The organism is Paenirhizobium selenitireducens ATCC BAA-1503 (genome assembly GCF_000518785.1).
GTDB lineage: Bacteria > Pseudomonadota > Alphaproteobacteria > Rhizobiales > Rhizobiaceae > Allorhizobium > Allorhizobium selenitireducens.
Map to the genome: position 1 here is coordinate 76,570 of NZ_JAEG01000009.1, position 26,003 is coordinate 102,572.

At 63.9% G+C, this 26,003-nt stretch carries 28 protein-coding genes and 1 other RNA gene; 19 read left to right on the forward strand and 10 right to left on the reverse strand.

Going from position 1 to position 26,003, the window contains the following annotated elements:
- Window positions 1-74: 74 nt before the first annotated feature.
- The 3 genes from dnaK to dnaJ are packed head-to-tail and all read left to right on the forward strand — an operon-like array spanning window position 75 to window position 3,614.
- Window positions 75-1,988 carry a molecular chaperone DnaK gene (gene dnaK / locus L867_RS0113695; protein ID WP_028737421.1) on the forward strand — a complete coding sequence of 638 codons (1,914 nt, stop codon included), beginning with the start codon at window positions 75-77 and terminating at the stop codon, window positions 1,986-1,988.
- Entirely contained in the window at window positions 1,988-2,461 is a 474-nt protein-coding gene (locus L867_RS0113700; protein ID WP_028737422.1) for a hypothetical protein, read from the forward strand. Before dnaK ends, L867_RS0113700 begins: the two co-directional genes overlap by 1 nt.
- A gap of 4 nt (window positions 2,462-2,465) precedes the next feature.
- Entirely contained in the window at window positions 2,466-3,614 is a 1,149-nt protein-coding gene (gene dnaJ, locus L867_RS0113705) for a molecular chaperone DnaJ (protein ID WP_028737423.1), read from the forward strand.
- A gap of 76 nt (window positions 3,615-3,690) precedes the next feature.
- On the opposite strand, the gene L867_RS25265 is transcribed toward dnaJ, so the two are convergent.
- Complete coding sequence (locus tag L867_RS25265) at window positions 3,691-3,945, reverse strand: hypothetical protein (RefSeq protein WP_037173468.1); 255 nt, start codon at window positions 3,943-3,945, stop codon at window positions 3,691-3,693.
- A 100-nt stretch (window positions 3,946-4,045) separates the two neighbouring features.
- Here L867_RS25265 and L867_RS0113715 point away from each other — a divergent pair, with 100 nt between their 5' ends.
- Window positions 4,046-4,648, forward strand: a complete 603-nt coding sequence (locus L867_RS0113715) for a TetR/AcrR family transcriptional regulator (protein WP_232363929.1) — start codon at window positions 4,046-4,048, stop codon at window positions 4,646-4,648.
- 4 nt (window positions 4,649-4,652) lie between these two features.
- On the opposite strand, the gene L867_RS0113720 is transcribed toward L867_RS0113715, so the two are convergent.
- Together L867_RS0113720 and L867_RS0113725 are read right to left on the reverse strand one after the other, a co-directional pair.
- The gene (locus L867_RS0113720) at window positions 4,653-4,862 is read right to left on the reverse strand and encodes a SlyX family protein (RefSeq protein WP_028737425.1); all 210 of its coding nucleotides are present in this window, start codon (window positions 4,860-4,862) and stop codon (window positions 4,653-4,655) included.
- 84 nt (window positions 4,863-4,946) lie between these two features.
- Window positions 4,947-5,234, reverse strand: coding sequence for a hypothetical protein (locus L867_RS0113725; protein ID WP_028737426.1), 288 nt, complete (start codon window positions 5,232-5,234; stop codon window positions 4,947-4,949).
- Window positions 5,235-5,414: 180 nt separating this feature from the next.
- Here L867_RS0113725 and recF point away from each other — a divergent pair, with 180 nt between their 5' ends.
- Genes recF through L867_RS0113740 form a run of 3 tightly spaced genes read left to right on the forward strand, consistent with a single transcriptional unit; the run spans window position 5,415 to window position 7,818 of the window.
- Entirely contained in the window at window positions 5,415-6,536 is a 1,122-nt protein-coding gene (gene recF / locus L867_RS0113730; RefSeq protein ID WP_028737427.1) for a DNA replication/repair protein RecF, read from the forward strand.
- A 41-nt stretch (window positions 6,537-6,577) separates the two neighbouring features.
- The gene (locus tag L867_RS0113735; RefSeq protein WP_028737428.1) at window positions 6,578-7,345 is read left to right on the forward strand and encodes a molybdopterin-synthase adenylyltransferase MoeB; all 768 of its coding nucleotides are present in this window, start codon (window positions 6,578-6,580) and stop codon (window positions 7,343-7,345) included.
- Window positions 7,346-7,347: 2 nt separating this feature from the next.
- Entirely contained in the window at window positions 7,348-7,818 is a 471-nt protein-coding gene (locus L867_RS0113740; RefSeq protein WP_028737429.1) for a GNAT family N-acetyltransferase, read from the forward strand.
- Window positions 7,819-7,828: 10 nt separating this feature from the next.
- Here L867_RS0113740 and L867_RS0113745 read toward each other — a convergent pair whose 3' ends face one another.
- Window positions 7,829-8,833, reverse strand: a complete 1,005-nt coding sequence (locus tag L867_RS0113745; protein ID WP_028737430.1) for a 2-hydroxyacid dehydrogenase — start codon at window positions 8,831-8,833, stop codon at window positions 7,829-7,831.
- Between the two features lie 197 nt (window positions 8,834-9,030).
- Between L867_RS0113745 and L867_RS0113750 the strand changes: the two genes are divergently transcribed.
- Complete coding sequence (locus tag L867_RS0113750; protein WP_028737431.1) at window positions 9,031-9,567, forward strand: SH3 domain-containing protein; 537 nt, start codon at window positions 9,031-9,033, stop codon at window positions 9,565-9,567.
- Here L867_RS0113750 and L867_RS0113755 read toward each other — a convergent pair.
- Complete coding sequence (locus L867_RS0113755; RefSeq protein ID WP_028737432.1) at window positions 9,560-10,552, reverse strand: adenosine kinase; 993 nt, start codon at window positions 10,550-10,552, stop codon at window positions 9,560-9,562. The genes L867_RS0113750 and L867_RS0113755 overlap by 8 nt on opposite strands.
- Window positions 10,553-10,961: 409 nt before the next feature.
- Between L867_RS0113755 and L867_RS0113760 the strand changes: the two genes are divergently transcribed.
- Window positions 10,962-11,906 carry an AEC family transporter gene (locus L867_RS0113760; protein ID WP_028737433.1) on the forward strand — a complete coding sequence of 315 codons (945 nt, stop codon included), beginning with the start codon at window positions 10,962-10,964 and terminating at the stop codon, window positions 11,904-11,906.
- Window positions 11,907-11,984: 78 nt separating this feature from the next.
- On the opposite strand, the gene L867_RS25270 is transcribed toward L867_RS0113760, so the two are convergent.
- A complete protein-coding gene (locus L867_RS25270) occupies window positions 11,985-12,683 on the reverse strand; it encodes a c-type cytochrome (RefSeq protein ID WP_037173401.1) in 699 nt (232 codons plus the stop codon).
- A gap of 153 nt (window positions 12,684-12,836) precedes the next feature.
- On the opposite strand from L867_RS25270, the gene L867_RS0113770 reads away from it, so the two are divergent.
- Together L867_RS0113770 and L867_RS0113775 are read left to right on the forward strand one after the other, a co-directional pair.
- A complete protein-coding gene (locus L867_RS0113770; RefSeq protein ID WP_028737434.1) occupies window positions 12,837-13,592 on the forward strand; it encodes a 3-deoxy-manno-octulosonate cytidylyltransferase in 756 nt (251 codons plus the stop codon).
- A gap of 14 nt (window positions 13,593-13,606) precedes the next feature.
- Entirely contained in the window at window positions 13,607-14,467 is an 861-nt protein-coding gene (locus L867_RS0113775; protein ID WP_028737435.1) for a prephenate dehydratase, read from the forward strand.
- Between the two features lie 113 nt (window positions 14,468-14,580).
- On the opposite strand, the gene nudC is transcribed toward L867_RS0113775, so the two are convergent.
- Together nudC and L867_RS0113785 are read right to left on the reverse strand one after the other, a co-directional pair.
- Window positions 14,581-15,540 carry an NAD(+) diphosphatase gene (gene nudC / locus L867_RS0113780; RefSeq protein ID WP_028737436.1) on the reverse strand — a complete coding sequence of 320 codons (960 nt, stop codon included), beginning with the start codon at window positions 15,538-15,540 and terminating at the stop codon, window positions 14,581-14,583.
- Window positions 15,537-15,977, reverse strand: coding sequence for an HIT family protein (locus tag L867_RS0113785; protein ID WP_028737437.1), 441 nt, complete (start codon window positions 15,975-15,977; stop codon window positions 15,537-15,539). Before L867_RS0113785 ends, nudC begins: the two co-directional genes overlap by 4 nt.
- A gap of 58 nt (window positions 15,978-16,035) precedes the next feature.
- Between L867_RS0113785 and ffs the strand changes: the two genes are divergently transcribed.
- The 3 genes from ffs (at window position 16,036) to L867_RS0113795 (ending at window position 18,451) form a co-directional block, all read left to right on the forward strand.
- An RNA gene (gene ffs / locus L867_RS26905) (signal recognition particle sRNA small type) lies at window positions 16,036-16,132 on the forward strand.
- 79 nt (window positions 16,133-16,211) lie between these two features.
- Window positions 16,212-18,086 carry a DNA polymerase III subunit gamma/tau gene (locus L867_RS0113790; protein ID WP_028737438.1) on the forward strand — a complete coding sequence of 625 codons (1,875 nt, stop codon included), beginning with the start codon at window positions 16,212-16,214 and terminating at the stop codon, window positions 18,084-18,086.
- 41 nt (window positions 18,087-18,127) lie between these two features.
- Window positions 18,128-18,451, forward strand: a complete 324-nt coding sequence (locus L867_RS0113795) for a YbaB/EbfC family nucleoid-associated protein (protein ID WP_028737439.1) — start codon at window positions 18,128-18,130, stop codon at window positions 18,449-18,451.
- Window positions 18,452-18,506: 55 nt separating this feature from the next.
- On the opposite strand, the gene L867_RS0113800 is transcribed toward L867_RS0113795, so the two are convergent.
- Entirely contained in the window at window positions 18,507-19,118 is a 612-nt protein-coding gene (locus L867_RS0113800) for an MOSC domain-containing protein (RefSeq protein ID WP_028737440.1), read from the reverse strand.
- Between the two features lie 57 nt (window positions 19,119-19,175).
- Here L867_RS0113800 and recR point away from each other — a divergent pair, with 57 nt between their 5' ends.
- Window positions 19,176-19,781 (forward strand): recombination mediator RecR, encoded by a 606-nt coding sequence (gene recR, locus L867_RS0113805; RefSeq protein WP_028737441.1) that lies wholly within the window; start codon window positions 19,176-19,178, stop codon window positions 19,779-19,781.
- A 28-nt stretch (window positions 19,782-19,809) separates the two neighbouring features.
- On the forward strand, window positions 19,810-21,108 hold the full coding sequence (locus tag L867_RS0113810; protein WP_104368076.1) for a lytic murein transglycosylase: 1,299 nt from the start codon (window positions 19,810-19,812) through the stop codon (window positions 21,106-21,108).
- A 33-nt stretch (window positions 21,109-21,141) separates the two neighbouring features.
- On the opposite strand, the gene L867_RS0113815 is transcribed toward L867_RS0113810, so the two are convergent.
- A complete protein-coding gene (locus tag L867_RS0113815) occupies window positions 21,142-22,770 on the reverse strand; it encodes an MFS transporter (RefSeq protein WP_028737443.1) in 1,629 nt (542 codons plus the stop codon).
- Window positions 22,771-23,028: 258 nt separating this feature from the next.
- Here L867_RS0113815 and rimP point away from each other — a divergent pair, with 258 nt between their 5' ends.
- Genes rimP through L867_RS0113830 form a run of 3 tightly spaced genes read left to right on the forward strand, consistent with a single transcriptional unit; the run spans window position 23,029 to window position 25,974 of the window.
- Window positions 23,029-23,625 (forward strand): ribosome maturation factor RimP, encoded by a 597-nt coding sequence (rimP, locus tag L867_RS0113820; protein ID WP_037173403.1) that lies wholly within the window; start codon window positions 23,029-23,031, stop codon window positions 23,623-23,625.
- Between the two features lie 58 nt (window positions 23,626-23,683).
- Entirely contained in the window at window positions 23,684-25,288 is a 1,605-nt protein-coding gene (nusA, locus tag L867_RS0113825) for a transcription termination factor NusA (protein ID WP_028737445.1), read from the forward strand.
- On the forward strand, window positions 25,285-25,974 hold the full coding sequence (locus tag L867_RS0113830) for an RNA-binding protein (protein ID WP_408605981.1): 690 nt from the start codon (window positions 25,285-25,287) through the stop codon (window positions 25,972-25,974). Before nusA ends, L867_RS0113830 begins: the two co-directional genes overlap by 4 nt.
- The last annotated feature ends 29 nt before the right edge of the window (window positions 25,975-26,003 follow it).

Sequence of the window (26,003 nt, forward strand, 5' to 3'; positions counted from 1 at the left end):
ACCATCCACGTCGAGGGGCCGTCAGGGGAATGCCTTTCGGGGGTTCCGACGGCCTGCTTCAAGGAGAGAATGACATGGCTAAAGTAATCGGTATCGACCTTGGAACAACCAACTCCTGCGTTTCCGTCATGGACGGCAAGGACGCGAAGGTCATCGAAAATTCCGAAGGCGCACGCACCACGCCTTCCATGGTCGCCTTCAGCGACGACGGCGAGCGCCTCGTCGGCCAGCCGGCCAAGCGCCAGGCGGTCACCAACCCGACCAATACGCTCTTCGCAGTCAAGCGCCTGATCGGCCGCCGCTACGAAGATCCGACCGTCGAGAAGGACAAGGGCCTCGTTCCGTTCCATATCGTCAAGGGCGATAACGGCGACGCTTGGGTCGAAGCCCAGGGCAAGGGTTATTCTCCGGCACAGATCTCCGCCATGATCCTTCAGAAGATGAAGGAAACGGCTGAAGCCTATCTCGGCGAAAAGGTCGAAAAGGCCGTCATCACCGTTCCGGCCTACTTCAACGACGCCCAGCGTCAGGCCACCAAGGACGCAGGCCGGATCGCCGGCCTCGAAGTCCTGCGCATCATCAACGAGCCGACCGCAGCGGCCCTTGCCTATGGCATGGACAAGCGCGAAGGCAAGACGATTGCCGTTTACGACCTTGGCGGCGGTACCTTCGATATCTCGATCCTGGAAATCGGCGATGGCGTCTTCGAAGTGAAGTCGACCAACGGCGACACCTTCCTTGGCGGTGAAGACTTCGACATGCGTCTCGTCGAGTACCTCGCAGCCGAGTTCAAGAAGGACAACGGCATCGACCTGAAGAACGACAAGCTTGCCCTGCAGCGCCTCAAGGAAGCTGCGGAAAAGGCGAAGATCGAGCTTTCGTCCTCGCAGCAGACCGAAATCAACCTGCCGTTCATCACGGCAGACGCTTCCGGTCCGAAGCACCTGACCCTGAAGCTGACCCGCGCGAAGTTCGAAAGCCTGGTCGACGACCTGATCCAGCGTACGGTTGCACCGTGCAAGGCAGCGCTCAAGGATGCCGGTCTGACCGCTTCCGAGATCGAGGAAGTCGTTCTGGTCGGCGGCATGAGCCGCATGCCGAAGGTGCAGGAAATCGTCAAGCAGCTGTTCGGCAAGGAACCGCACAAGGGTGTGAACCCGGATGAAGTGGTTGCCATGGGCGCCGCCATTCAGGCCGGCGTTCTGCAGGGCGACGTCAAGGACGTGCTGCTGCTCGACGTGACCCCGCTGTCGCTCGGCATTGAAACGCTGGGTGGCGTCTTCACGCGCCTGATCGATCGCAACACGACGATCCCGACCAAGAAGAGCCAGACCTTCTCGACCGCCGAGGACAGCCAGTCGGCCGTGACCATCCGCGTTTCCCAGGGCGAGCGCGAAATGGCGCAGGACAACAAGCTGCTCGGCCAGTTCGACCTCGTCGGCCTGCCGCCTGCTCCGCGCGGCGTCCCGCAGATCGAAGTGACCTTCGACATCGACGCCAACGGCATTGTTCAGGTTTCGGCCAAGGACAAGGGCACCGGCAAGGAGCAGCAGATCCGCATCCAGGCGTCGGGTGGTCTGTCTGACGCCGACATCGAGAAGATGGTCAAGGATGCCGAGGCTCATGCCGAGGACGACAAGAAGCGTCGTGCCGCAGTTGAAGCCAAGAACCATGCCGAGAGCCTCGTCCATTCGACGGAGAAGTCGCTCAAGGAATATGGCGACAAGGTTTCGGAAACCGACCGCAAGGCCATCGAGGACGCCATCGCCACCCTGAAGACGGCGATGGAAGCCTCCGAACCGAACGCCGAGGACATCCAGGCCAAGACCCAGACCCTCATGGAGGTTTCCATGAAGCTCGGCCAGGCGATCTATGAAGCACAGCAGGCCGAAGAAGGCGCTGGCGCCTCGGAAGGCGGCAAGGATGACGATGTCGTCGATGCCGACTACGAGGAAGTCAAGGACGACGACGCGAAGAAGTCGGCCTGATGCAACGGTCGCAGCGACGTATCACCTTAAAGGGGCTGGCCTTCGGGCCAGCCGCATTTTCATTGGCCCTTGGCGCGAGCGCCGTTTCGGCGCAGGACAGTGGTCAACTGGAAGCGGTCTTTCGCAAGGTGAACGCCGCCGAGGCCACCATCGTCAAGGCGATCGGTGCGGGCAACAGCCGCCAGCTATCCAAGACAGGCACTGAACTCGGCCGGATCATCGAAGCAGCGCTCAAGCGCCGCGAGGAAGGTGGCACCGTGACGTCCTGCGACATGGCGGCCCATTCGCTGGCCTACCTTGCCGTATCAGTGGCAGACGGACTGGCCAACAAGGGCGAGCCCCGCCGTATGCTGATCGAAGATGCACGCGCCGCGGCGTCTGACTTCCAGAAGGACATGGCCGCCTGCGAGAAGCAGGCGGGCCAGAAAACTGGCAGCCACACGAGCGTGGAGAAAGCTTTGAGAGCTTTGTAAGACCATGGCAAAAGCAGATTTCTACGAGACCCTCGGGGTCGCCAAGACCGCCGACGAGAAGGAGCTGAAGAGCGCCTTTCGCAAGCTGGCGATGAAGCTTCACCCGGACAAGAACCCGGGCGACGACGAAGCCGAAAAGAAGTTCAAGGAAATCAACGAGGCCTATGAGACGCTCAAGGACCCGCAGAAGCGCGCGGCCTATGATCGTTTTGGCCATGCAGCCTTCGAACAGGGCGGTGGCGGCGGCTTCCATCCGGGCGGCGGCGGTTTTGCCGGCGGCGGGTTCTCCGACATCTTCGAGGACATATTCGGCGAGATGATGGGCGGCGGCCGCGGCGGTCGTGCCCGCTCGACCGGCGGACGCGAACGCGGCGCCGACCTGCGCTACAATATGGAAATCTCGCTCGAGGAAGCCTTCACCGGCAAGACCGCGCAGATCAGGGTTCCAACCTCGATCACCTGCGAAGTCTGCACCGGTACCGGCGCCAAGCCGGGCACGAAGCCGACCACCTGCGCCACCTGCCAGGGAACCGGACGCATCCGCGCCGCCCAGGGTTTCTTCTCGATCGAACGGACCTGTCCGACCTGCCACGGTCGCGGCCAGACGATCTCGGATCCCTGTGGCAAATGTCACGGCCAGGGACGGGTTACGGAAGAGCGCTCGCTTTCCGTCAACATTCCGGCCGGCATCGAGGACGGCACCCGCATCCGCCTGCAGGGCGAGGGCGAGGCCGGGCTGCGCGGCGGCCCTTCGGGCGATCTCTACATCTTCCTGTCGGTCAAGCCGCACGAGTTCTTCCAGCGTGACGGGGCGGATCTCTATTGCACCGTGCCGATCTCCATGACGACGGCGGTTCTTGGCGGGACCTTCGACGTGGTAACGCTGGACGGCGCCAAGTCGCGCGTAACGGTTCCGGAAGGCACCCAGCCCGGGAAGCAGTTTCGCCTGAAGGGTAAGGGCATGCCGGTCCTGCGTTCGACGCAGACGGGCGACCTCTATATCCAGATCCAGATCGAGACGCCGCAGAAGCTGACAAAGCGCCAGCGTGAGCTGCTGCAGGAGTTCGAACAGCTTTCGTCGAAGGAGAACAATCCGGAATCGACAGGCTTCTTCGCCCGGATGAAGGACTTTTTCGACACGCTGAGCGACTGAGCGTATCCGTCACTCTTCACGATACATCAAGCGAGCCGGAGACCTCTTCGGCTCGCTTCTTTTTTGCGTTCCCCGCTCAGGCGGCGACAGGGCGCGGCTGGCGAAGGATGAACCAGGCGAAGCGGCGCTGGATGGTGGGCGCGATGCCATAGACGATGCTGAACACCATGACGGGCGCCAGGATGGCGGTGCGCTCCCAGAGCGGCCAGCCGTCGGTCAGCGGCATCAGCACATAGAGGATTGCCGTGACGAAGGGATAGACGGCGGCCAGCATCAAGATGGACAGCCGGAACTTTGAGAGGACTGGACGGGGGGCTGAAATATCGGGCATGAATTTCTCCATAAGAACGGTACGTTTCGTTCTATATAGGAACGGATCGTTTCGTTCAATAGGAAACCGTGCTATGGCGATGAGAAAATCGGAGGGCAGCGTGACAGCAGAGAAACAGGTAGAGAACCGGCGCACCTCGATCGGCTCCCAGCGCAACCCGGCAAGCGAGGAGGCCATTCTCAAGGCCGCGCAGGACATTCTGCTCGAAGGCGGCCTGCCCGCTTTTTCGATCGAGGCGGTCGCCCGGCGCGCCAAGGCCGGAAAGCCGACCATCTATCGATGGTGGCCGTCAAAGGCCGCGCTTCTGCTCGACGTCTATCATCGCCAGAAGGACGGAGTGCCCCATCCCGACACCGGGGATATCCGCAAGGATCTCTCGCTGTTCCTCGCAGGCCTTCTCGACTTCTGGCGCGATGGCGGAGGGGCGATCTTCCGCTCGATCATCGCCGAAGCGCAGAGCGATCCGGCCGCGCTGCAGGCGCTGCAGGCCTATGCCCTGTCCCGATGCCGGCAGAGCGGGGTCATCCTCGAGCGCGGACAGGCGCGTGGAGAGGTTCGGGCGGATATCGATCCGGCGCTGCTGATCGAGCTGTTTTCGAGCTTTGCCTGGAACCGGCTGCTGACCAGCCGGCTGGACGTGAGCCGAGAGGAGATCGAACAGATCGTCTCGGCAGTCGTGGACGGGGTAGCCGTTCGAAAATAGGCGTTCAGTAGTGCGGCGGCCGGGTAATGGCGGGCGCTTCCAGTGACTGTTCTTCGAGCGACAGGAAACGCTCGGTCAGCCGATCAAGCTTGGCGCGCGCCTGCTCGACCACCTTCCACTGCTCGGTGAGCTGGTCGGAGAGTTCCTCGATGATCCGGGCCTGATGGGCCACCGTCTCTTCGAGCCGCAGAATGCGGTCTTCCTGGTCGGTCATGATCTGCTCCCCGTTGTTTGATTGACGCGGTTCTGGCGGATGTCCGCCGCCCGGTCAATGGCGGCGCAACGGCTGCGTCACTTGCTAGCGCTGCTTCTTTTTCTTGTAGGGCATCAGCATGATGGCCGACGCCGTCACCGCCGCGCCAAAGGTGAGCGCCAGCGGGATCGCGATCATCGCCGCGGGCAGATAGGGATTGCGGCTGCGCGCGAGATGGCTGCCGAGCCCGCCGATGTCGAGCCAGATCAGCATGGCGGCGACGCCAAGGCCAAGGCAGACGCCGAACAAGACGTTGCCCCCGAGGAAGCGCAGCATTTCCCAATGATCGCGGCGGGCTTCTTCCGGCGTCAGTTCGTCTCGATCGGAATTCATGCGCTCGCCCTTACGTTCGCGTACTGAACGACCAGATACACCCGCGCCAAGCGCCGGTCCATGCGTCGCAACGTCCGGGTCCCGCCCGCAGTTCCGGACCCACGCCGGGAAAACCGCCCGCGCGCCTTGCCATCAGCGGCCTTTCGGCCTAGCTCAGGAAGGCACCGAACCTGGACCACCATGACGCACAAGACCTCGATCCACCGGCTGAAGCTCACGGATTTCCGCAACTACGCGACCGCAACATTGACGCTTGACGGGCGGCACGTCGTGCTGACGGGGGAGAACGGCGCGGGCAAGACCAATCTCATGGAGGCGGTTTCCTTCCTGTCTCCGGGCCGGGGCCTGCGCCGGGCGGTGCTGGCCGATGTGGCACGCGTCGGCGCGCCGGGCGGCTTTTCGGTCTTCGCCGAAATCGACGGCATGGAAGGCGAGGTCGAGATCGGCACGGGCTCCGAAGGCGAAGGCGAGGCCGTGGTCCGCCGCCTGCGGATCAACGGCACGCCCGCCAAGTCGGTCGACGAACTCACCGACCACCTGCGCATTCTCTGGCTGACACCGGCCATGGACGGGCTCTTCACCGGCTCCGCCTCCGATCGCCGCCGCTTCCTCGACCGGCTGGTGCTGTCGCTCGATCCGGCGCATGGACGCCGCGCCAGCGACTTCGAACGCGCCATGCGCAGCCGCAACAAGCTGCTGTCGGAAGGCCGGTTCGATCCGGCCTGGCTGACCGGCATCGAGCAGCAGATGGCCGGGCTCGGCGTGGCGATGATGCTGGCGCGCCGCGAGATGCTCGGCCTGCTTGCGGGCCTGACCGCCCGGCAGGATGATTCGAGCTTCCCTTCGGCGCACCTCGCCCTCAGCGGCTTTCTCGACGAGGAAGGCGACGCTCCGGCCATCGAGATCGAGGATCGCTACCTCGCGGCGCTTGCCAATGGCCGCTACCGCGACGCGGCCGCCGGCCGGACGCTCGAAGGGCCGCACCGCGCCGATCTCCTGGTCCGCCATGCCGACAAGGACATCGAGGCCGAGCGTTGCTCGACGGGGGAACAGAAAGCCCTGCTCGTCGGCCTTGTGCTTGCCCATGCAAGTCTCGTCGCGACCATGACCGGGCATGCGCCCATACTCCTGCTCGACGAGATCGCCGCGCATTTCGACGAAGGCCGACGCGCAGCACTTTTCAACCGGATCGATGCGCTTGGCGGCCAGGCCTTCATGACCGGTACGGACCGGGCGATGTTCTCGGCGCTCGGCGAGCGTGCCCAGTTCGTCACCGTTCGCGACAGCGTGCTCGCGGGCTGACGGGCTTTCCCGGCCGCGCCAACCGTGCGAATATCGCGTCCATGGATCCGCTCAGCCCCGACGAAATATCCCGCTATCACCGGCATATCCTGCTCCCCGAGATCGGCGGGCAGGGCCAGCAGAAGCTGAAGGCCGCCCGCGTCATGGTGATCGGTGCCGGGGGGCTGGGGGCTCCCACCCTGATGTATCTCGCCGCCGCCGGCGTCGGCACGCTCGGCATTGCCGACGACGATCGCGTGTCGCTATCCAACCTGCAGCGCCAGGTGATCCACGACAGCGGCACGATCGGTGAGGAGAAGACCGAAAGTGCTGCCCGCGCGATCGCCCGCCTCAACCCGCATGTCCGAGTGAAGCGGTTCGAGCAGCGTTTCGACGACGTGTTTGCCGCCTCCCATCTGGCCGGATTCGACCTGCTGATCGACGGTTCCGACAATTTCGATACGCGCTATGCCGCAGCCGACGCGGCCGAAGCGCGGCAGGTCCCGCTGGTGACGGGCGCCGTCGGCCGGTTCGACGGTTCGCTCACCGTGTTGAAGCCCTATGAGGACAATGCGCAGGGAGAGCCCAATCCGCGCTACCGCGACCTCTTTCCGGAGCCGCCGCCCGCCGGGCTGGTGCCTGCCTGCGCCGAAGCCGGTATCGTCGGGGCGCTTACCGGCGTGATCGGCACGCTGATGGCGATGGAAGCGATCAAGCTGATCACCGGTATCGGCGAACCTCTGGTCGGCCGCCTTCTGCTCTACGACGCGCTGGCGACGCGGTTCGACACGATCCGCTATCGCCGGCGCAAGGCTTCGCCTTCGTCATGACGATCGAGATCCTGCGCATCGATGCGGGTTTCGACCGCTACAAGGAGCTACTGGATGTTGTCCTGGCCGCCTTCGCGTTCATGGACGGGCGGATCGACCCGCCCTCCTCCGCCCATCGGCTGACGCCGGCCTCGCTCGGGGAAAAGGCGGCGCAGGAGATCGCGTTTGCCGCGCTGGACGATCGGCGAGTGGTCGGCTGTATTTTCCTGAAACCGGAGGAACCCGCTCTCTATATCGGCAAGCTCGCCGTTCACCCCTCGGCGCAAGGCAAGGGCATAGGCCGCTTGCTGCTGGCGCGCGCCGAAGCAACGGCCCGCGAACTCGGGCTTTCCAGTCTTCGGCTCGAGACGCGCGTCGAACTTGCCGAAAACCACCGGCTCTTTGCCGCCTGGGGTTTTCGCAAGACGGCGGAAAACCGCCATGCCGGCTACGACCGGACCACCTCGATCGAGATGCGCAAGCCGCTCGCCTGACGGACCTTGCTCAGGTCCGGCTGGGAAGAACGCGGTTCGGCGGACGATGGCCGTCGAAATAGGTGCGGATGTTGATGATCACCTTGTCGCCCATGTCGATACGGCCCTCGATCGTGGCCGAACCGGTATGCGGCAAGAGCACGACCTTGCCCTCGTTGGCGAGCTTGATCAGCTTTGGATTGACCGCAGGCTCCTTCTCGAACACATCGAGCCCGGCACCGGCGATCCGGCCTTCGCGCAGGCACTGGATCAGGGCGTCCTCGTCGATGATGTCACCGCGCGCCGTGTTGACGATGTAGCTGTTGGGTTGCATCAGCGCCAGACGCCGCGCCGACAGGAGATGGAAGGTGGCCGGCGTCGACGGGCAGTTGACCGAGACGATATCGACGCGGGCGAGCATCTGGTCGAGGCTGTCCCAGTAGGTCGCCTCCAGCTCGTCCTCGGTCGCCGGATTGACGCGCTTGCGGTTGTGATAGTGGATCGACAGGCCGAAGGCCTTGGCGCGGCGGGCGACGGCCGTGCCAATGCGGCCCATGCCGATGATGCCGATCCGCTTTCCCCAGATACGCCGACCGAGCATCCAGGTCGGCGACCAGCCGGTCCATTCGCCGGGCTTGTCCATCAGGATGCGCGCCCCTTCGACAAGACGGCGCGGCACGGCGAGAATGAGCGCCATGGTCATATCGGCGGTGTCTTCGGTCAGCACGTTCGGCGTATTGGTGACCGTTATGCCCTTTTTCGCCGCTGCGTCGACATCGATGTGGTCGATGCCGTTGGAGAAGCTGGCGATCAGCTTCAGCTGGGGACCCGCCTGCTCGATCAGCGCCGCGTCGATGCGGTCCGTCACCGTCGGCACCAGAACGTCGGCCGTTTTCATCGCTGCGACGAGTTCGGGCTGGGTGCGCGGCTTGTCATCGATATTGAGCTCCGCCTCGAACAGTTCACGCATGCGGGTCTCCACCGCATCCGGCAATTTCCGGGTGATATAGACCTTGGGTCTTTTCCTGTTCGTCATGGGAAGAATCGATGCCTTGTTCAGAGGTCGTTAACCAAGACGGGGGATAATTTCCCCGTTCAGGGCATTTTCTACCAAACCCGTCAGCGAAGACAAACAAAACCTCGCAGGTCGGCGCCCGTTTTCTGGCGAGACCGGCGGACCGATTGGCGGAATCGCGCAGAAACCCTTGAAATCTTTGAGCGATCGGAACCGCCATGCGTCACATCGTGCTTCGTGCCTCTCTCGTTTCGTGGATCGCCCTCGGGCTTTGCGCAATGGGCGGGCCGGTAGCCGAGGCTCAGGGCGTATCCAAGGGCTCGAGCGGTCTGCCGCTGCCGCGCTTCGTCAGCCTGAAGGCCAAGCGAGTCAATCTCAGGATCGGACCGAGCACCGACTATGCCGTGTCCTGGCTCTACCTGAAATCCGGGCTGCCCGTCGAGATCATCCAGGAATACGAGAACTGGCGGCGCATCCGTGACGCTGACGGCACGGAGGGGTGGGTGAGCCAGACCCTGTTGTCCGGCGAGCGCACCGCGGTCGCCGCACCATGGATGCGCGGCAACGATGTCTACGTGAACCTCAGGGCCGATTCGCAGTCGACGGCGAGCGTCGTCGCCAAGCTCGAGCCCGGCGTGGTGATGCGCCTCGAGGAATGCACCGGCAACTGGTGCCTGGCGGAAGCGGGCGGCGTCAACGGATGGGTGGCGCAGAGCGAGATCTGGGGTGCCTATCCGGGCGAGGCCTTCAAATAAGCCCGGCCTCGCTTGCCGCCTTGGACAGCGAGCCAAGCGGCCGCGGGCCGATCTGCTGAATGACGATGCCGGCTGCCAGACAGCCGATGCGGCCGCAGTCGTAGAGCGAGCGACCCTGAGTATAGCCGTAGAGGAAGCCCGCAGCGAACAGGTCGCCGGCGCCCGTCGTGTCGACCAGTTGGTCGATCACGGTCGCTTCGACGCGGATGCGTTCGCCGCCCTTGAGGATCACGGCCCCCTCCTCGCTCATGGTCACGGCGGCGAGCTTGCAGTCGTTCGCCATCTTCGTGAGCGCGAGATCGAAATCCTCGGTCTCGTAGAGCGAGAGCGCTTCCTGCTTGTTGGAGAAGACGATGTCGACGGTGCCCGAGCGCATCAGATCGAGGAATTCGTCGCGGTAGCGGCCGACACAGAAGCTGTCGGACAGGGTCATCGACATTTCCCGGCCGTTCTCGTGGGCGATGCGGGCGCAGTCGAGGATCGCCTGCTTGGCCCGCGGCGGATCCCAGAGGTAGCCTTCGAAATACGTGACCTTCGACTGGGCGACGACCTCCGGCTCGACGTCCTCCGGGCCGAACTCGACGCAGGCGCCGAGATAGGTGTTCATCGAGCGCTCACCGTCCTCGGTGACGAAGATCATGCTGCGGGCGGTCGGCGGAAACGTGCCCTCCGGCCTGGTCTCGTAGTGCACGCCCTGGGCGCGGATGTCGTGGGCGAAGATCTTGCCGAGCTGGTCCTCGGCCACCTTGCCGAAATAGGCGGCCTTGCCGCCGAGGCTGGCGATGCCGGCGGCCGTATTGCCGGCGCTGCCGCCGGAGGCTTCGACAGCCGGGCCCATCAGGGCGTAAAGCGTCTCGGCGCGTTCGGCATCGATCAGGTTCATCGCGCCCTTGGTAATGCCGTTGTCGACGAGGAAGGCATCCTCGCAACGCGAGATGATGTCGACGATGGCGTTACCGACGGTGAGAACATCGAACCTGCTCATAAATCCCGGATCTCCGATAGTTTGGGGTTTTCCGGTCATAGCCGTTTTTCTCCGGCAGAAAAGGAAAAAGCGCGCGCCTAGGCGGAATTGCGTAGACGTCATTCGTTTGTCACGCAGGCCGATTAGACAGTCCTCAAGTGACGATGGCATGGAGCGCTTCAGGCGCCTCGCCATCCGCGCGGAGGACATGATTGGTCCTCGATCAGAACTCGCATCGACCACGGATGTACTGGCGATGCGGCTTCGGCCCCGACCCTCGGTCGGGCAGCGAAAGCGGGGGCAACCCCGCTTTTTTCGTTTTCGGCGCGCGTACTGACAAAGGTCAATCCGCTCTGGCCGATTGAGACGCATCGCGATAAGCCTTGGGACCTGACCTCGCCTTCTCCTCCCCCCGAGAGCTATTCCGCCGATGTATGCCATTGCCCAGGACGTCTTTCCGATCTTCATCCTCATCCTGTTCGGCTGGGGACTGGTCAAAACCCGGATCCTGAACGCCGATATCGGCGACGGGCTGGGCGAATTCGTCTTCAAGGTGGCGGTGCCGGTCTTGCTCTTCCGCACCATTTCGCAGGCTGACTTCCACGGCGCTTCGCCGTTTCGGCTGTGGATCGCCTATTTCTCCGGCGTCGCCATCACCTGGGCCGTCGGGCATCTTCTGGCGACGCGTCTCTTCGGACGGGATGCCCGTGTCGGTGTGCTGGCGGGGGTGTCCTCGGCCTTTGCCAACAACATCTTCATCGGCCTGCCGCTGGTCGAGCGGACCGTCGGCAGCGACGGCATCGTCGCCGTGTCGATCCTACTCGCGGTACACCTGCCGCTGATGATGGTCATCGGAACTGTGCTGATGGAGCGTGCCGAGCACAAGGTCAACGGCGGCGAGTCACGGGGGCTGGTGAACGTGCTACGACAGGTGGGCACCAATCTGATGCGCAATCCGCTGGTCATCGGCCTTGCCGCGGGGCTTGTCCTGCATGTGAGCGGGCTTGCGCTTCCCCGTGTGCTGGCAAGCGTGGTGGATCAGATCACCGCCATGGCCGCGCCGGCGGCGCTGATTTCGCTCGGCATGGCGCTCAACAAATACGGCATCCACGGGAATGTCGGCATAGCGACCGTCATCTCGGCCCTCAAGCTGCTGCTGATGCCGGCCTGCGTCTGGCTCGCCTGCCGTGTTCTGGGATTGAGCGCCGACTGGACGGCGGCCCTGGTGCTCACCTCGTCCGTACCCACCGGCATCAATGCCTGGCTGATCGCCAATCGCTTCGGCGTCGGCCACGGGCTCGCCGCCTCGGCGATCTCGCTCAGCACCGCCGTCGGCGTGCTCAGCGTCACGCTCTGGGCGTGGATGTTGCAGTAACGGACAAGCATAGTCCCAAACGAGAAATGCCCGGCGGAGCCGGGCATTTCAATCGGACTAAACGTATCAGCTGCCGGATCAGTTGTTGGCGGCGGGAGCAGGCGCTGCATCGGTTGCCGGAGCCGGAGCGGCCTCGGTCGCAGGGGCGGCTTCAGCCGGAGCTGCTTCGGCGGCAGGAGCCGCTTCGGCTGCGGGGGCTGCCTCGGCAGGCGAAGCGGCGGCGTCAGCAGCCGGAAGCGCAACCGGCGTATCGGCCAGCGAACGCAGATAGGCGATCAGGTTGGCGCGTTCCTCTTCCTTCTTCAGACCGGCGAAGCCCATGGCGGTACCGGCGATGAACTTCTTCGGAGCGGTGAGGAAGTGGTTGAGGTTGTCGAAGGTCCAGGTAACGGAACCGCCCTGCGAGAAGTCCTTCATCGGAGCCGAATAGCCGAAGCCTTCATGCGATGCGATCGGACGTTCCACGACACCGAACAAGTTCGGGCCAACCTTGTTGGCGCCGCCCTTGTCGCCGGTGTGACAGCTCGTGCACTTCTTGAAGACGGCTTCGCCGGCAGCAGCGTCGGCGCTTGCCAGGAGCGTGGCAATCGGCGTTTCCGTTGCGGCAGCAGCGTCCGCGCCGGCTTCACCCTCGGAAGAGGCTTCGGCGACGATGGCGTAACCTTCCTTCTCCGGAACCGGCGCGTGGAAAATGCCTTCCGACGTGATGGATACCGTCATCAGGACGAAAACGGTGCCAAGTAGAGCACCAACGCCCATGTTCACATATGAGTTCATCTGCAAACGCTCCCATGCAGCCGGCGGATCAGTAACCGGACGATCTTGAAATCGCGCGGAACCTATGTCTTTTGCTTGACAGTTGCAACACGATTGTGATCCCCAAATTGGGACTTTTTGACACTTTTCCGGCGTGATTTGAAGGGGCTAATGATGAACGATGAGGAATTGGGCAAGACCCTCGTGCTGATCCCGGCGCGAATGGCATCGACCCGCCTGCCCGGAAAGCCGCTCGCCGACATCTGCGGCCTGCCGATGATCGTGCAGGTCGCCCTGCGGGCGCGCGAAGCGAATGTCGGACGAATCATTGTCGCCGTCGACGATCAACGGGTCTTCGACGCGGTGGCTGCCGCCGGTTTCGAAGTGGTGATGACGCGCGTCGATCACCAGTCCGGTTCGGACCGCATTCACGAGGCCTTGGTCAAGGCCGACCCGAACGGCGTTGTCGAAACCGTGATCAATGTCCAGGGCGACCTGCCGACGATCGAGCCGGAAACCATTCGCGCCGCGCTGAGACCTCTCGAAAATCCCGCGGTCGATATCGCGACGCTGACCGTCGAGATCACCGACGAGGAAGAAAAGACCAATCCGAACGTCGTCAAGGTCGTCGGATCGCCGCTGTCCGACACACGACTGAGCGCGCTTTATTTCACCCGCGCGACCGCCCCCCACGGCAAGGGGCCGCTCTACCACCACATCGGCCTCTACGCCTATCGCCGTTCGGCGCTTGATCGCTTCGTCGCCCTTCAGCCATCGCCGCTGGAAAAGCGCGAATCGCTGGAGCAGCTTCGTGCTCTCGAGGCCGGAATGCGCATCGACGTCGAGATCGTCAATTCCATCCCGCTCGGGGTCGACACGCCCGCCGATCTCGAAAAGGCACGACAGATCCTCAGCCTCAAGGCCCAGTGAAGAACGGATACCCGATGACGACCAGAACCAACAGGATCGCCTTTCAGGGCGAGTTCGGCGCGAATTCCGACATGGCCTGCCGCGACATGTTCCCGCAGATGGAGCCACTCCCCTGCCCGACCTTCGAGGATGCCTTCGTCGCGGTCGAGAATGGTGAGGCGGACCTCGCCATGATCCCGATCGAGAACACCATCGCCGGACGCGTCGCCGACATTCACTACCTGCTTCCGGAATCGCGGCTGCACATCATCGGCGAATATTTCATGCCGATCCGCTTCCAGCTCATGGTCCTGCCGGGTGTGTCGATCGACGAGATCCGCACGGTTCACAGCCACATCCATGCGCTCGGCCAGTGCCGCAAGATCATGCGGGCCAACGGCTGGAAGCCGGTGGTGGCCGGCGACACGGCGGGTGCTGCCAAGCTGGTCGCCGAGCGCGGCGACCGGACGATGGCAGCGCTTGCACCACGCCTCGCAGCGGATCTCTACGGCCTCGACATCGTCGCCGAAAACGTCGAGGACACGGAGAACAACGTGACCCGTTTCGTCGTGCTGTCACGGGAAGAGTCGATCGCCCAGCGCGCGAGCCCCGACGAACTGATCGTCACCACCTTCGTCTTCAATGTGCGCAACATCCCCGCCGCCCTCTACAAGGCGATGGGCGGCTTTGCCACCAACGGCATCAACATGACGAAGCTCGAGAGCTACCAGATCGGCGGCAAGTTCGTGGCAACCCAGTTCTACGCCGACATCGAGGGTCATCCGGAGGATGCGCCGGTGCGGCGTGCGCTGGAGGAACTGCGGTTCTTCTCGGAAAAGGTCCGCATTCTCGGCGTCTACAAGGGACATCCGATGCGCGGCAAGCTCGGCGGCTGAGGCCTACAGCAGGTCGCGTTGGTTCGGATTCGCGCGACCTGCTGTAGTCTTTTGTTTGCGCATGTCTTTTTCGCGAAACCGCTGCACACTTTCGCGAGACATGCTCTAACGCCTCAGCGGTTCCATTCGAGCCAATCGACGATCAGCCGTCGGGCGATCGTTCCTTCGATCGGCAGGCTGAGGCCATTGACCGGCCCCCGTTCGATCAGCTCCGCCGTTTCGGCGCGGCTGAACCAGCGGCAATCGGCAAGCTCGGCCTCGTCCGCCTGAATGTCGAAGGAGATCGCCTCGGCAAAGCAGCCGATCATCAGTTGGTGCGGCATCGGCCAGGGTTGCGAGGCGTGATAGCGCACGCGGCCGATCTCGATGCCGGATTCCTCGCGCGTCTCGCGGCGCACGGCATTCTCGATGGTCTCGCCCGGTTCGACGAAGCCGGCGAGGCTGGAATACATGCCGTCGGGGAAACGGTGGTTGCGACCGAGCAGGCAGCGGTCGCGCTTCTCGTCGATCGCCAGCATGATCGCCACCGGATCGGTGCGCGGAAAGATCTCGTTAGCACAGCCGGAACAGATGCGCTTGTAGCCACCGATGCGGGTCTCCATCGCCGATCCGCAGCGACCGCAGAAGCGGTTGTCGGCGTTCCAGCGGAGAAGGCTCAGCGCCTGGGCGGCCTCGCCCAGCAGGTCCTCGCCGACCAGCCGGTCGCGGAACAGCGCGCGGGCATCGGCCGGCTTGTACTGGCCGGCAAGATCGTCGGCCGGGCATTGGATCGGGACCGCGATACGCGGCTCGCCGCTCGGCTGGAAACCCAGAAGCACCGCATTGTCGAAGTCGGGCTCGAGTTCCGCCAGCTCATAGGGCGCAAAGAGTGGATCGAGCACCGCGCCGTCGTGTTTCAGGACCAGCCTGGCATCGCAGAAGGCCAGGATGTGGGTCCCCTCCACCGCGAGCGCCTTTTCGAGCGAAGTCTCGTCGCGGTGCTCGCTGTCGCGGGCCAGGGCATTGCGGGAAAAAGCGGTCAGGTCGCTGGGCTCGGGATGCGGGCCGTTGAAGTCGAAAATCGATTTTTTCATGAGTGAATGGCTTCGAGTATCTTCTGCTGGAAGGTTCGGCGTTCATCCTCGCCGTGGGGTACGGCTGTTCCATGGCCCCAGACGGGGCCGGGCCAGTTGGCATCGCCTTCGGTCCGGGCGATGACATGCACGTGCAGCTGGCGGACGATGTTGCCGATGGCGGCGATGTTGATCTTGGTGGCGCCCGTCACCGTTTTCAGGGCTGAGGCGACGGTGTTCTGCTCGAAGGTCAGCACAGCCTGGTCGAGCGGCGTCAGGTCGAACACTTCGGATATGTCCGGACGCTTCGGCACCAGGATCAGCCAGGGCCACCGGCTGTCGTTCATCATGCGCAGTTCGCACAGGCCCAGATGGACCAGGAGGCCACTGTCGCGCGCCAAGCGTTCGTCCAGCACGAATTTGCTCAAGGTGTTCCTCCTGACGTTTTTTCCCTTCATAGCAGTTTTTTGCGGGCTTGGCTTGCATTTGATCTCGTTATTGCCGATATGTGGCTCGGGAGGTTGGTGGTGGACGAGCCACTCGCCAACCGGGTCAGGTCCGGAAGGAAGCAGCCCTAACGAGCGCGGCACGGGTCATCGTGCCAGCCTCCCACCTTCCGTTTTATTTGGCCGGCCACGACGCTGGCCAGTGCGTGCCCGGGCATCGGGTCTTCGAGAGACGCTGGCAGGGCGATGAGCGATTTCGAGCCGAAAGCATCGAACTCCGAGGGTAGCGTCACCGGCTACCGGGTTCTCGCCCGCAAATATCGTCCCAAGGATTTCACCGACCTGATGGTCGGCCAGGAGCCGATGGTGAGAACCCTCACCAACGCCTTCGAGACCGGCCGCATCGCGCAGGCTTACATGCTGACCGGGGTCCGCGGCGTGGGCAAGACCACGACCGCCCGCATTCTGGCGCGCGCGCTCAACTACAAGACCGCCGAGATCGACAAGCCGACGATCGACCTGAAGATCCCCGGCGAGCACTGCCAGGCGATCATGGAAGGCCGCCATGTCGACGTGATCGAGATGGACGCCGCCTCGCATACCGGCATCGACGACATCCGCGAGATCATCGAGCAGGTGCGCTACCGTCCGGTTTCGGCGCGCTACAAGGTCTATATCATCGACGAAGTGCACATGCTGTCGACCCAGGCCTTCAACGGCCTGCTGAAGACGCTCGAGGAACCGCCCGAGCATGTGAAGTTCATCTTCGCCACGACCGAAATCCGCAAGGTTCCGATTACCGTTCTGTCGCGTTGCCAGCGCTTCGACCTGCGCCGCATCAGCGCCGGCGATCTGGTCGGGCTGTTCTCGACGATTTCGTCCAAGGAAGGCATCGAGGCCGAGGAAGAGGCGCTCGCCATGATTGCGAGAGCCGCCGAAGGCTCTGCCCGTGACGGCCTGTCGCTGCTCGACCAGGCGATCGCCCATGGCGGCGGCGTGGTGCGGGCAGAAGCCGTGCGCGGCATGCTAGGCCTTGCCGACCGGGCCCGCATCGTCGATCTGTTCGGTCATATCGTGCGCGGGGATGTTGCCGCAGCCCTTGCCGAATTTGGCAGCCAATATGAGGCAGGTGCCAATCCGACCGTGGTCTTGACCGACCTCGCCGACTTTACCCACCTTGTCACGCGCCTCAAATATATCCCCTCCGCCTCCCAGGACCCTTCGCTCAGCGAAGTGGAGCGGGTGCGCGGTGCGGAATTGGCCGATAGCGTCTCGGTTTCCACCCTCTCGCGCATGTGGCAGATGCTGTTGAAGGGCATTCCCGAGGCGGAGAATTCGTCGCGACCGGCCGGCGCGGCCGAAATGGTGATCATCCGCCTCTCGCATGCCGCGAACCTGCCCTCGCCCGAGGATGCCGCGCGCCGGCTGCTTGAGCTTGGAGACGGCGGCGAAGGCACGCAAGCCGGCAGCGCTCCGCGCGGCGGCAATGGCGGTGGCGCGTCCGCTGCCTATCGCACCGCGGTCGTCTCGCAACAGGCCGTTCAGGTTTCAGCCCAGCCCTCCGCCGCCCAGCCGGTCGCGCGGCTGCACAGCGTTCCCCAACCGGAGAATGCACCGGTCGCCTTGGGCCGCACCGAGGCAAAGCCCGCCGAAGCGCAGCCGCAGCCGAAAGTGCGCGTCAACTCGCTCGAAGAGCTTGCGGAACTCTGTACCAAGAACCGCGACCCCAAGCTGCGGGCCCTGTTGCGCAATTTCGTTCACCTCGTGCGCATCGAGCCCGGCCGGCTGGAAATCAACCTGCCGCCGGAAGCACCGAAGTCGCTGGTCAGCGACCTGCAGAAGCGCCTGGAGGAATGGACCGAGATCCGCTGGATGGTCATCCTCAGCCGCGAGGCCGGACAGCCGACCCTCGTCGAGGCAGATGCCTCGACCCGCGAAGCGCGTTTCGTCGATGCGAGGCAGGACCCGGATGTGGCCGCGATCCTCTCGCGCTTCCCCGGCGCCAAGATCACCGACGTTCGCATTCGCACGGCCGTCGTCGAGGACGATACGCCGAGCCTGCCGGCGGCGGCGGAATCGTCCGAGGGCGACATTCTGCCGGGCGACGACATCGAATTCTGACGCAACCGAATTCAGCACAGAGATCCAAGGAGACAGCGACGATGCGCGACATCATGGGCATGATGGGCAAGGTCAAGGAAATGCAGGCCAAGATGGAGAAGATGCAGGCGGAAATCGCCTCGCTCGAAGTCGAAGGCAAGTCCGGCGGCGGGCTGGTGACCGTGACCATGACCGGCAAGGGCGATCTCAAGGGCCTGAAGATCGATCCGTCGCTCTTCAAGGAAGACGATGTGGAAATCCTCGAAGACCTGATCGTCGCCGCCCACAAGGACGCCAAGGACAAGGCCGAGGCCGTGATGGCTGAGAAGACCAAGGAAATGACCGCCGGCCTGCCGATTCCGCCCGGCATGAAGCTGCCGTTCTGAGATTTCGGTTTTATCCGACAGTGACGACGACGGCCGCTTTTGGCGGCCGTTTTCGCTAGTCGCTCAGGAACGCCCTGAGCTTGGCATGGAGAGGAGCGGCGAGATAGCGATCCCGCTCTGCGCCGTGGAGCTTCTTGCCGTAGGTCGCCATGAGGTCGGGCATGGTAATGCGGTCTCCGGCGAAGGGCCGGTATTCGACCGCCTGTCCGGCCTCCAGCATGCCGCCGGCGAGGACCCGCGCATAGGCGCCGGCGCGGCCGGCCTTCATGAAGCGCTTGGGAAATTTCGGATCTCCCATCTTCGCGGCGAAGGTGGCACAGGGGATCCGTGTCGAGGTTACCTCCAGAACCACGTCACCGGCAATGAAGCGGTCGCCGACGGCGATCCGGCGATTGTCGATGCCGGAGATCACCAGGTTTTCCCCGAAGGTTCCGGGCTCCAGGGGATGGCCGAGCTCATCCGCCCACCAGTCGAGCGTCTCCGAACCTTCGATATAGATCGCCTGTTCCTCGCCGCCATGATGGTCACCGTTGCAGATCGCATCGCCGACAATGCCGTGAGCGTCGACCATGACCGGGCCGTTCACCGGGACCTTGTTGATGCCGGTCTTGTATTTCTTGCCGGGCAGGGTTTCGGCACTGCCGCGGCAGACGGCGAGGATTTTCATGCAGCAGCGCTCCTTTGGACGATTCCGTTCAGCGAGGATATGGGGTAGAAGCGGCCAATGGCAAAGCGAGTCACCGGCCCCGAAATCGAAAAACTGATCCAGCTTCTGGCAAAGGTCCCGGGGCTCGGGCCCCGCTCGGCGCGCCGCGCGGCACTGCACCTGATCAAGAAGAAGGACCAGTTGATGGGCCCCCTGGCGCACGCCATGGGTGACGCCTTCGACAAGGTGAAGATCTGCTCGCATTGCGGCAATGTCGACACCGTCGATCCCTGTACCGTGTGCACCGACGAGCGGCGCGATCACACTGTGATCATCGTCGTCGAGGATGTTTCCGACCTCTGGGCGCTGGAGCGGGCGGGCGCGATGAACGCCGCCTATCACGTGCTCGGCGGCACGCTCTCGCCGCTCGACGGCGTCGGGCCCGACGACCTCAACATCAAGGGCCTGATCGAACGCGTCGCCAAAGGCGGGATCCGCGAGATCATCATCGCCGTCAACGCCACCGTCGAGGGGCAGACGACAGCACACTATATCACTGACCACCTGGCCGGGCTGGACGTGAAGATCACGCGGCTGGCGCATGGCGTGCCGGTGGGCGGAGAGCTGGATTATCTCGACGAAGGCACACTTTCGGCCGCTTTGCGCGCCAGGACAGTCATCTGATTCTCTGTACGACGACGGGAGACCTGTCATGACCGGCCTTAGCCCCCTCCGCCCTGTCGGGCAGTCCACCCCCAAGAAGGGTATTCGCCGCAGCCTGGCGCTGGCGCTGTCGACCTGCTTGCTGTGGAGCGCCCCCGCCGCCTCCGCCGCTCCGTCGAAGGCGGCCGTCGAGCAGCAGTTCCAGGCATGGCTCGCCAACGACCTGTGGCCGGAGGCAAAGGGCGCCGGCATCTCGCGCGCCGCCTTCGACAAGGCGGTCGCCGGCCTGACGCTCAACTGGGACCTGCCGGACCTCGTGCCGCCCGGGACCACCCCGCCGAAGGACCAGAAGCAGAGCCAGGCGGAGTTTTCCTCGCCGGGCGCCTATTTCTCGGAAAAGCGGCTGCAGGGACTGGCCGGCACCGGCCGCAGCCTTGCCGACCGCCATGCATCGACGCTGCGCAAGGTCGAGGCGGCCTATGGCGTTCCGGGCTCGATCATTGTCGCCATCTGGGGCCGGGAATCCGGTTTCGGCGGCGCCAAGCTGCCGTACCCTGCCGTCGAGGTGCTGGCCACCAAGGCCTTCATGTCGACCCGCAAGGATCTTTTCCGCCGCGAGCTGATCTCGGCGCTGCATATCATCGAGGGCGGCGACATTGCTGCGGGCCAGATGAAGGGCTCCTGGGCCGGCGCGCTCGGCCAGCCGCAATTCATGCCGACCAGCTATCTGAAATATGCCGTCGACTTCGACGGCGACGGCCACCGCGACATCTGGAACTCGGTGCCCGACAGCCTGGCATCGATCGCCAACTATCTGAAGAAGAGCGGCTGGCAGGCAGGCCGCGGCTGGGGCTTCGAGGTTGCCATTCCCTCCGGCGTCTCCTGTGCACAGGAAGGCCCGGACAGGGCCAGACCGCTGTCGGACTGGTCCGGACAGGGCATAGAGCGCATCTCAGGCAAGGCATTCCCGGGAAGTGAGCTCTCCGCGTCCACGATGATGCTGGTTCCGGCCGGCACGCATGGCCCGGAATTCCTCGTCAGCCCGAATTTCTATGTGCTGAAGGAATACAACAACTCCGACCTCTACGCGCTTTTCATTGGCAATCTCGCCGACCGCATCGCCTACGGCGGCGGCGCGTTCAAGGCGCCGTTCGGCGAGGTCGGCAAGATGCTGCGCTCGGATGTGCTCGCCATGCAGAAGGCGCTGGTCGCCAAGGGCTACGACGTCGGCAATGTCGACGGCCTGCCGGGTTACAAGACCCGCCGGGCGCTCGGCGACTGGCAGCAGAAGAACGGACTGGCCCCGACCTGCTATCCGGACGCCTCGCTGAAGGGCAAGCTGCGCTAGAGCGTCTGCTGGCTAGAACGAAGCCCCTCACGCTCAGTGCGGATCGACATGGGTCTTGTGGAAGATGTCGCCTGCCGGCGGGATCGCCTGCCGCTCGATCATCCGGTGCACCCTCGGCTTCGTTTCGCCGCGATGCAGGGCGAGCAGCCGGTCGGTCGTCTCGGCATCCGCCTTGGTGCGGCGCTGGTTGTGGCGGACATATTCGACCCAGGTCGGCGTGTGATAGGTCTCCGTCCAGATGTCCGGGTTCTCCAGGTCGCGCATCAGCGCCCAGTTTCGTGCGCCGTCGCGGATGCGGATGCGGCGGCGCTCGACCATGACCGCGAGGAATTCCGGCAGGTCCTCGTCGGCGATCTCATAGTCGATATTGACGACGATCGGACCGCTGCGCGGCCTGATGTCGAGCTTCAGCGGGGGCTCGTTGAAGCGGTTCAGGGGATCGAGATCGAGCGAGGCGAAGGCCGGCATGGGCAGCCAAAGCCCGATCGCCACGCCGACGATCATCAGCAGGCTGGAGGCGAAGAACGCGTTGGTGACACCCTGGCTTTCGGCCATCAGCCCCCAGAGCCAGCTGCCGCCCGCCATGCCGCCGAAGGTGGCCGTCTGGTAAAGGGACAGTGCGCGGCCCACCACCCAGCGCGGCGTCGACAATTGCACGACCGTATTGAAAAGCGACAGCGCCAGCACCCAGCAGGCCCCGGCCACCAGAAGGGCAAGGCTCGTCACCGCCGCATAGGGGCTGATGCCGATGACCGTCGCGCTCAAGGCAAAGCCGGCAAAGGCGCAGCGCACGATGTCCTCGCTCGACAGCGCTTCGCGCAGCCTGGAATTCGCCAGCGCCCCGGCGATCGCGCCCGTGCCGAAGGCACCGAGCATCACGCCGTAAGTCAGAGCTCCCCCGCCGACCAGATCGCGCGCGACGACCGGCAGCAGCGCAAGCACCGCGCTCGCCGTCAGGCCGAACACGAAGCCGCGGAACAGCACCTTGCCGATGTTCGGCGACATGGCGACATAGCGCAGCCCGGCGCCGATCGCCTGGCCAAGCGCCTCGCGGGGAAGCGTCTGCTGCGGCAGGTCCGGCTGCCAGCGGGACAGCGCGAAGATCAGAGTGAAATAGCTCACCGTATTGGCGGCGAAGGCGGCGGCCGCACCGGCGGCAGCGACGATCATGCCGCCGATCGCCGGACCGACGCTGCGGGTGATGTTGAAGCCGACGCTGTTCAGCGAGACCGCGCCGGCAAGATCCTCGCGCGGCACGAGATCGCCGACCGAAGCCTGCCAGGAAGGATTGTTGAGCGCCGTGCCGCTGCCGAGCAGGAAGGTGAAGAGCAGCAGCAGCCACGGCGTGATGAGACCGAAATAGGCGAAGAGCGCCAGCATTGCGGATACGCAGAACATGAAGACCTGGGCCGTCAGCATGACGCGCCGGCGGTCGTAGTTGTCGGCGATGGCGCCCGAGAGCAGCGAGAACAGCATCAGCGGCAGGGTGGTGGAGGCCTGAACAAGCGCGACCATGTTCTCCGACTGCGAGATCGAGGCCATCATCCACGCCGCGCCGACGCCCTGGATCAGCCCACCGAGATTGGAGGCGATACTGGCGCTCCATATGCTGCGATAGACCGGATGCTTCAATGGGGACAGGAAGGATCTGCGCTCGGGCATTCAGGCATACCTTTTTCTGCGGTCACGTCTCTGGTACTCTGCGCGATACACTGGCAGCAATGAGCTTGCGCGTGAACTAACATCGGATGGCCAGAAGGCATAAGCAGGCCGAGAAGCGTGAAAAGCTTGCAATCGCGCCCGACCGGGCGTATACAGCGCCCATATTCTTGATCGACAGATGAAGGGTGGGGCCGCAAGGACCCGCTCTTTTTTGTTGGCGATCGGGTCCATCCGGGAGTATTACGATTGTCTGACAGCATGCCCACGCCGCAGGACGGCGAAGCGCGTATCATCATCGAGACGGGTCTCGACCGGCGCATCGCCGAGATTATCGAGCCGGTTCTGGTTGCGTTGGGATTCAAGCTGGTTCGGGCGCGGTTGATGAACCAGAACGGCCTGACGCTGCAGGTGATGGCGGAGCGCAACGACGGAACGATGACCGTGACGGATTGCGAGGAGGTCTCCATGGCGATCTCTCCGGTGCTCGACGTCGAAGACCCGGTCGACAAGGCCTATCACCTCGAAGTTTCGTCGCCGGGCATCGATCGCCCGATGGTGCGCAAGTCGGATTTCGAGCGCTGGAACGGTCATATCGTCAAGTGCGAGACCTCCATCCTGATCGACAACCGCAAGCGGTTTCGCGGCAAGATCACCGAGGTCGACGGCGAAGGCTTCACGCTCGAGCGCGATCAGGTCGCCTATGGCGAGGAGCCACGGGTCAAGATCCCGTTCAACGCGCTCAGCGAAGCGAAGCTGATCCTGACCGACGATCTCATTCGCGACGCCCTGCGCGCCGACAAGCTGGCCAAGGCGCAAGCCGCCAACCAGAATGACGAAGACAGCGACGAAGCATAATGTTTGACTAACCGCCTCGTGGGCCGCGGCCCCGGCAGGAAGACGGAGACTTAAGACAATGGCAGTCAGTGCTAACCGGCTCGAGCTCTTGCAGATCGCGGACGCGGTCGCCCGTGAGAAAGTCATCGACCGCGAAATCGTCCTTGCCGCGATGGCCGATGCCATCCAGAAGGCCGCCCGCTCGCGCTACGGCTCCGAAACGAACATCCGCGCCGACATCAACTCCAAGACCGGCGAAATCCGCCTGCAGCGTCTTCTGGAAGTCGTCGAGAAGGTCGAGGACTATTCGACCCAGATCGCGCTCGAGCTCGCTCGCGACCGCAACATCGAAGCCAAGATCGGTGACTTCATCGCCGATCCGTTGCCGCCGATGGATTTTGGCCGCATCGCCGCGCAGTCGGCCAAGCAGGTCATCGTGCAGAAGGTGCGTGAAGCCGAGCGTGACCGTCAGTATGACGAGTTCAAGGATCGCGTCGGCGAAATCGTCAACGGCACGGTCAAGCGCGTCGAGTACGGCAACGTCATCGTCGATCTGGGCCGCGGCGAAGGCATCATCCGTCGCGACGAGATGATCCCGCGCGAAGCCTTCCGTTACGGCGACCGCGTTCGCGCCTATGTCTACGACGTGCGCCGCGAACAACGCGGCCCGCAGATCTTCCTGTCGCGCACCCATCCGCAGTTCATGGTGAAGCTGTTCACCATGGAAGTGCCGGAAATCTACGACGGCATCATCCAGATCAAGTCGGTTGCCCGCGACCCGGGTTCGCGCGCCAAGATCGCCGTCATCTCGAACGATAGTTCGATCGATCCAGTTGGCGCCTGCGTCGGTATGCGCGGTTCGCGCGTTCAGGCCGTCGTCGGCGAATTGCAGGGCGAAAAGATCGACATCATTCCGTGGTCGAGCGATCCGGCCGCCTTCATCGTCAACGCCCTGCAGCCGGCTGAAGTCGCCAAGGTGGTTCTCGACGAAGATGCGGAACGCATCGAAGTGGTCGTTCCGGACGAGCAGCTGTCGCTCGCCATCGGTCGTCGCGGCCAGAACGTCCGTCTCGCCTCGCAGCTGACGGGCTGGGACATCGACATCATGACGGAAGCCGAGGAATCGGAGCGCCGCCAGAAGGAATTCAACGAGCGCACCAACCTGTTCATGGATGCGCTGGACGTGGACGAGATGGTCGGCCAGGTGCTCGCCTCCGAAGGTTTCGCCCAGGTCGAGGAAGTCGCCTATGTCGATCTCGAGGAAATTTCCTCGATCGACGGCTTCGACGAGGACACCGCCCAGGAAATCCAGACCCGCGCCCGCGAGTACCTGGAAAAGATCGAGGCGGAAATGGATGCCAAGCGCAAGGCGCTCGGCGTGGCCGACGAACTGCGCCAGATCGACGGCATGACCTCGCAGATGATGGTCGCGCTCGGCGAGGACGGCATCAAGACGATCGAGGACTTTGCCGGCTGCGCCGCCGACGACCTGGTCGGATGGAGCGAACGCAAGGACGGCGAGACCAAGAAGTTCGAAGGTCTTTTCGGCAAGTTCGACGTTTCGCGCGCCGAAGCCGAAAACATGATCGTCCAGGCCCGTATCGCGGCCGGTTGGATCACCGAAGAAGACCTCGCGGCTCCTGCGGAAGAAGAAGTGGCGGAAGAAGCCGAGCAGGCTGAATGAGCATGACCGGTGCGGCCGAAGATGAGCCCCAGGACGATGGTCCGGAGGGCGAAGTGAACGGTCGCATGTGCATCGTGACGCGGGACAGCGGCTCACCCGAGACGCTGATCCGCTTCGTCGCCGCCCCGGATGGCACCATCGTGCCGGACCTGAAGCGCCAGCTTCCCGGCCGGGGCTGCTGGGTGACGGCGCGTCGCGAGCTGGTGGACAAGGCCGTGGCGAAGAAGCTCTTCGCCCGAGCCCTGAAAAGGGATGTGAAGGCGGATGCCGAGCTCGGCCAGACAGTCGACCGGCTGCTTGCCCAGCAACTGGCCGGGATGATCAACCTGGCCCGCAAGGCCGGGCAGTTCGTGTCGGGATCGGCCAAGGTCGAAGCGGCGGTCCGCAGTGGCGAGGCGCTGGCCGTCTTCCATTCGACGGACGCGGCAGCCGACGGCGTCAGAAAGATCGACCAGGCCCGCAAGGCCTGGCACCTCGGAATGGAGACGGACGCGGCGATTCCGGCGTTCCACCTGCTTTCCGGAGCAGAAATGGACGAACTGATGGGCCAGAACGCGTTTATCCATGCAGCGGTGCTTGCAGGGCAGGCGGGTGAAGGTGTAGTGAAGCGCGCAAACCTGCTTGAACAGTACCGCACAGGCGGACTGTCTCAGATAAAGGATGTCGCAGACATGCCGAAGCAATGACGCGGTCAACGGCTTCAGCCGGACGCATT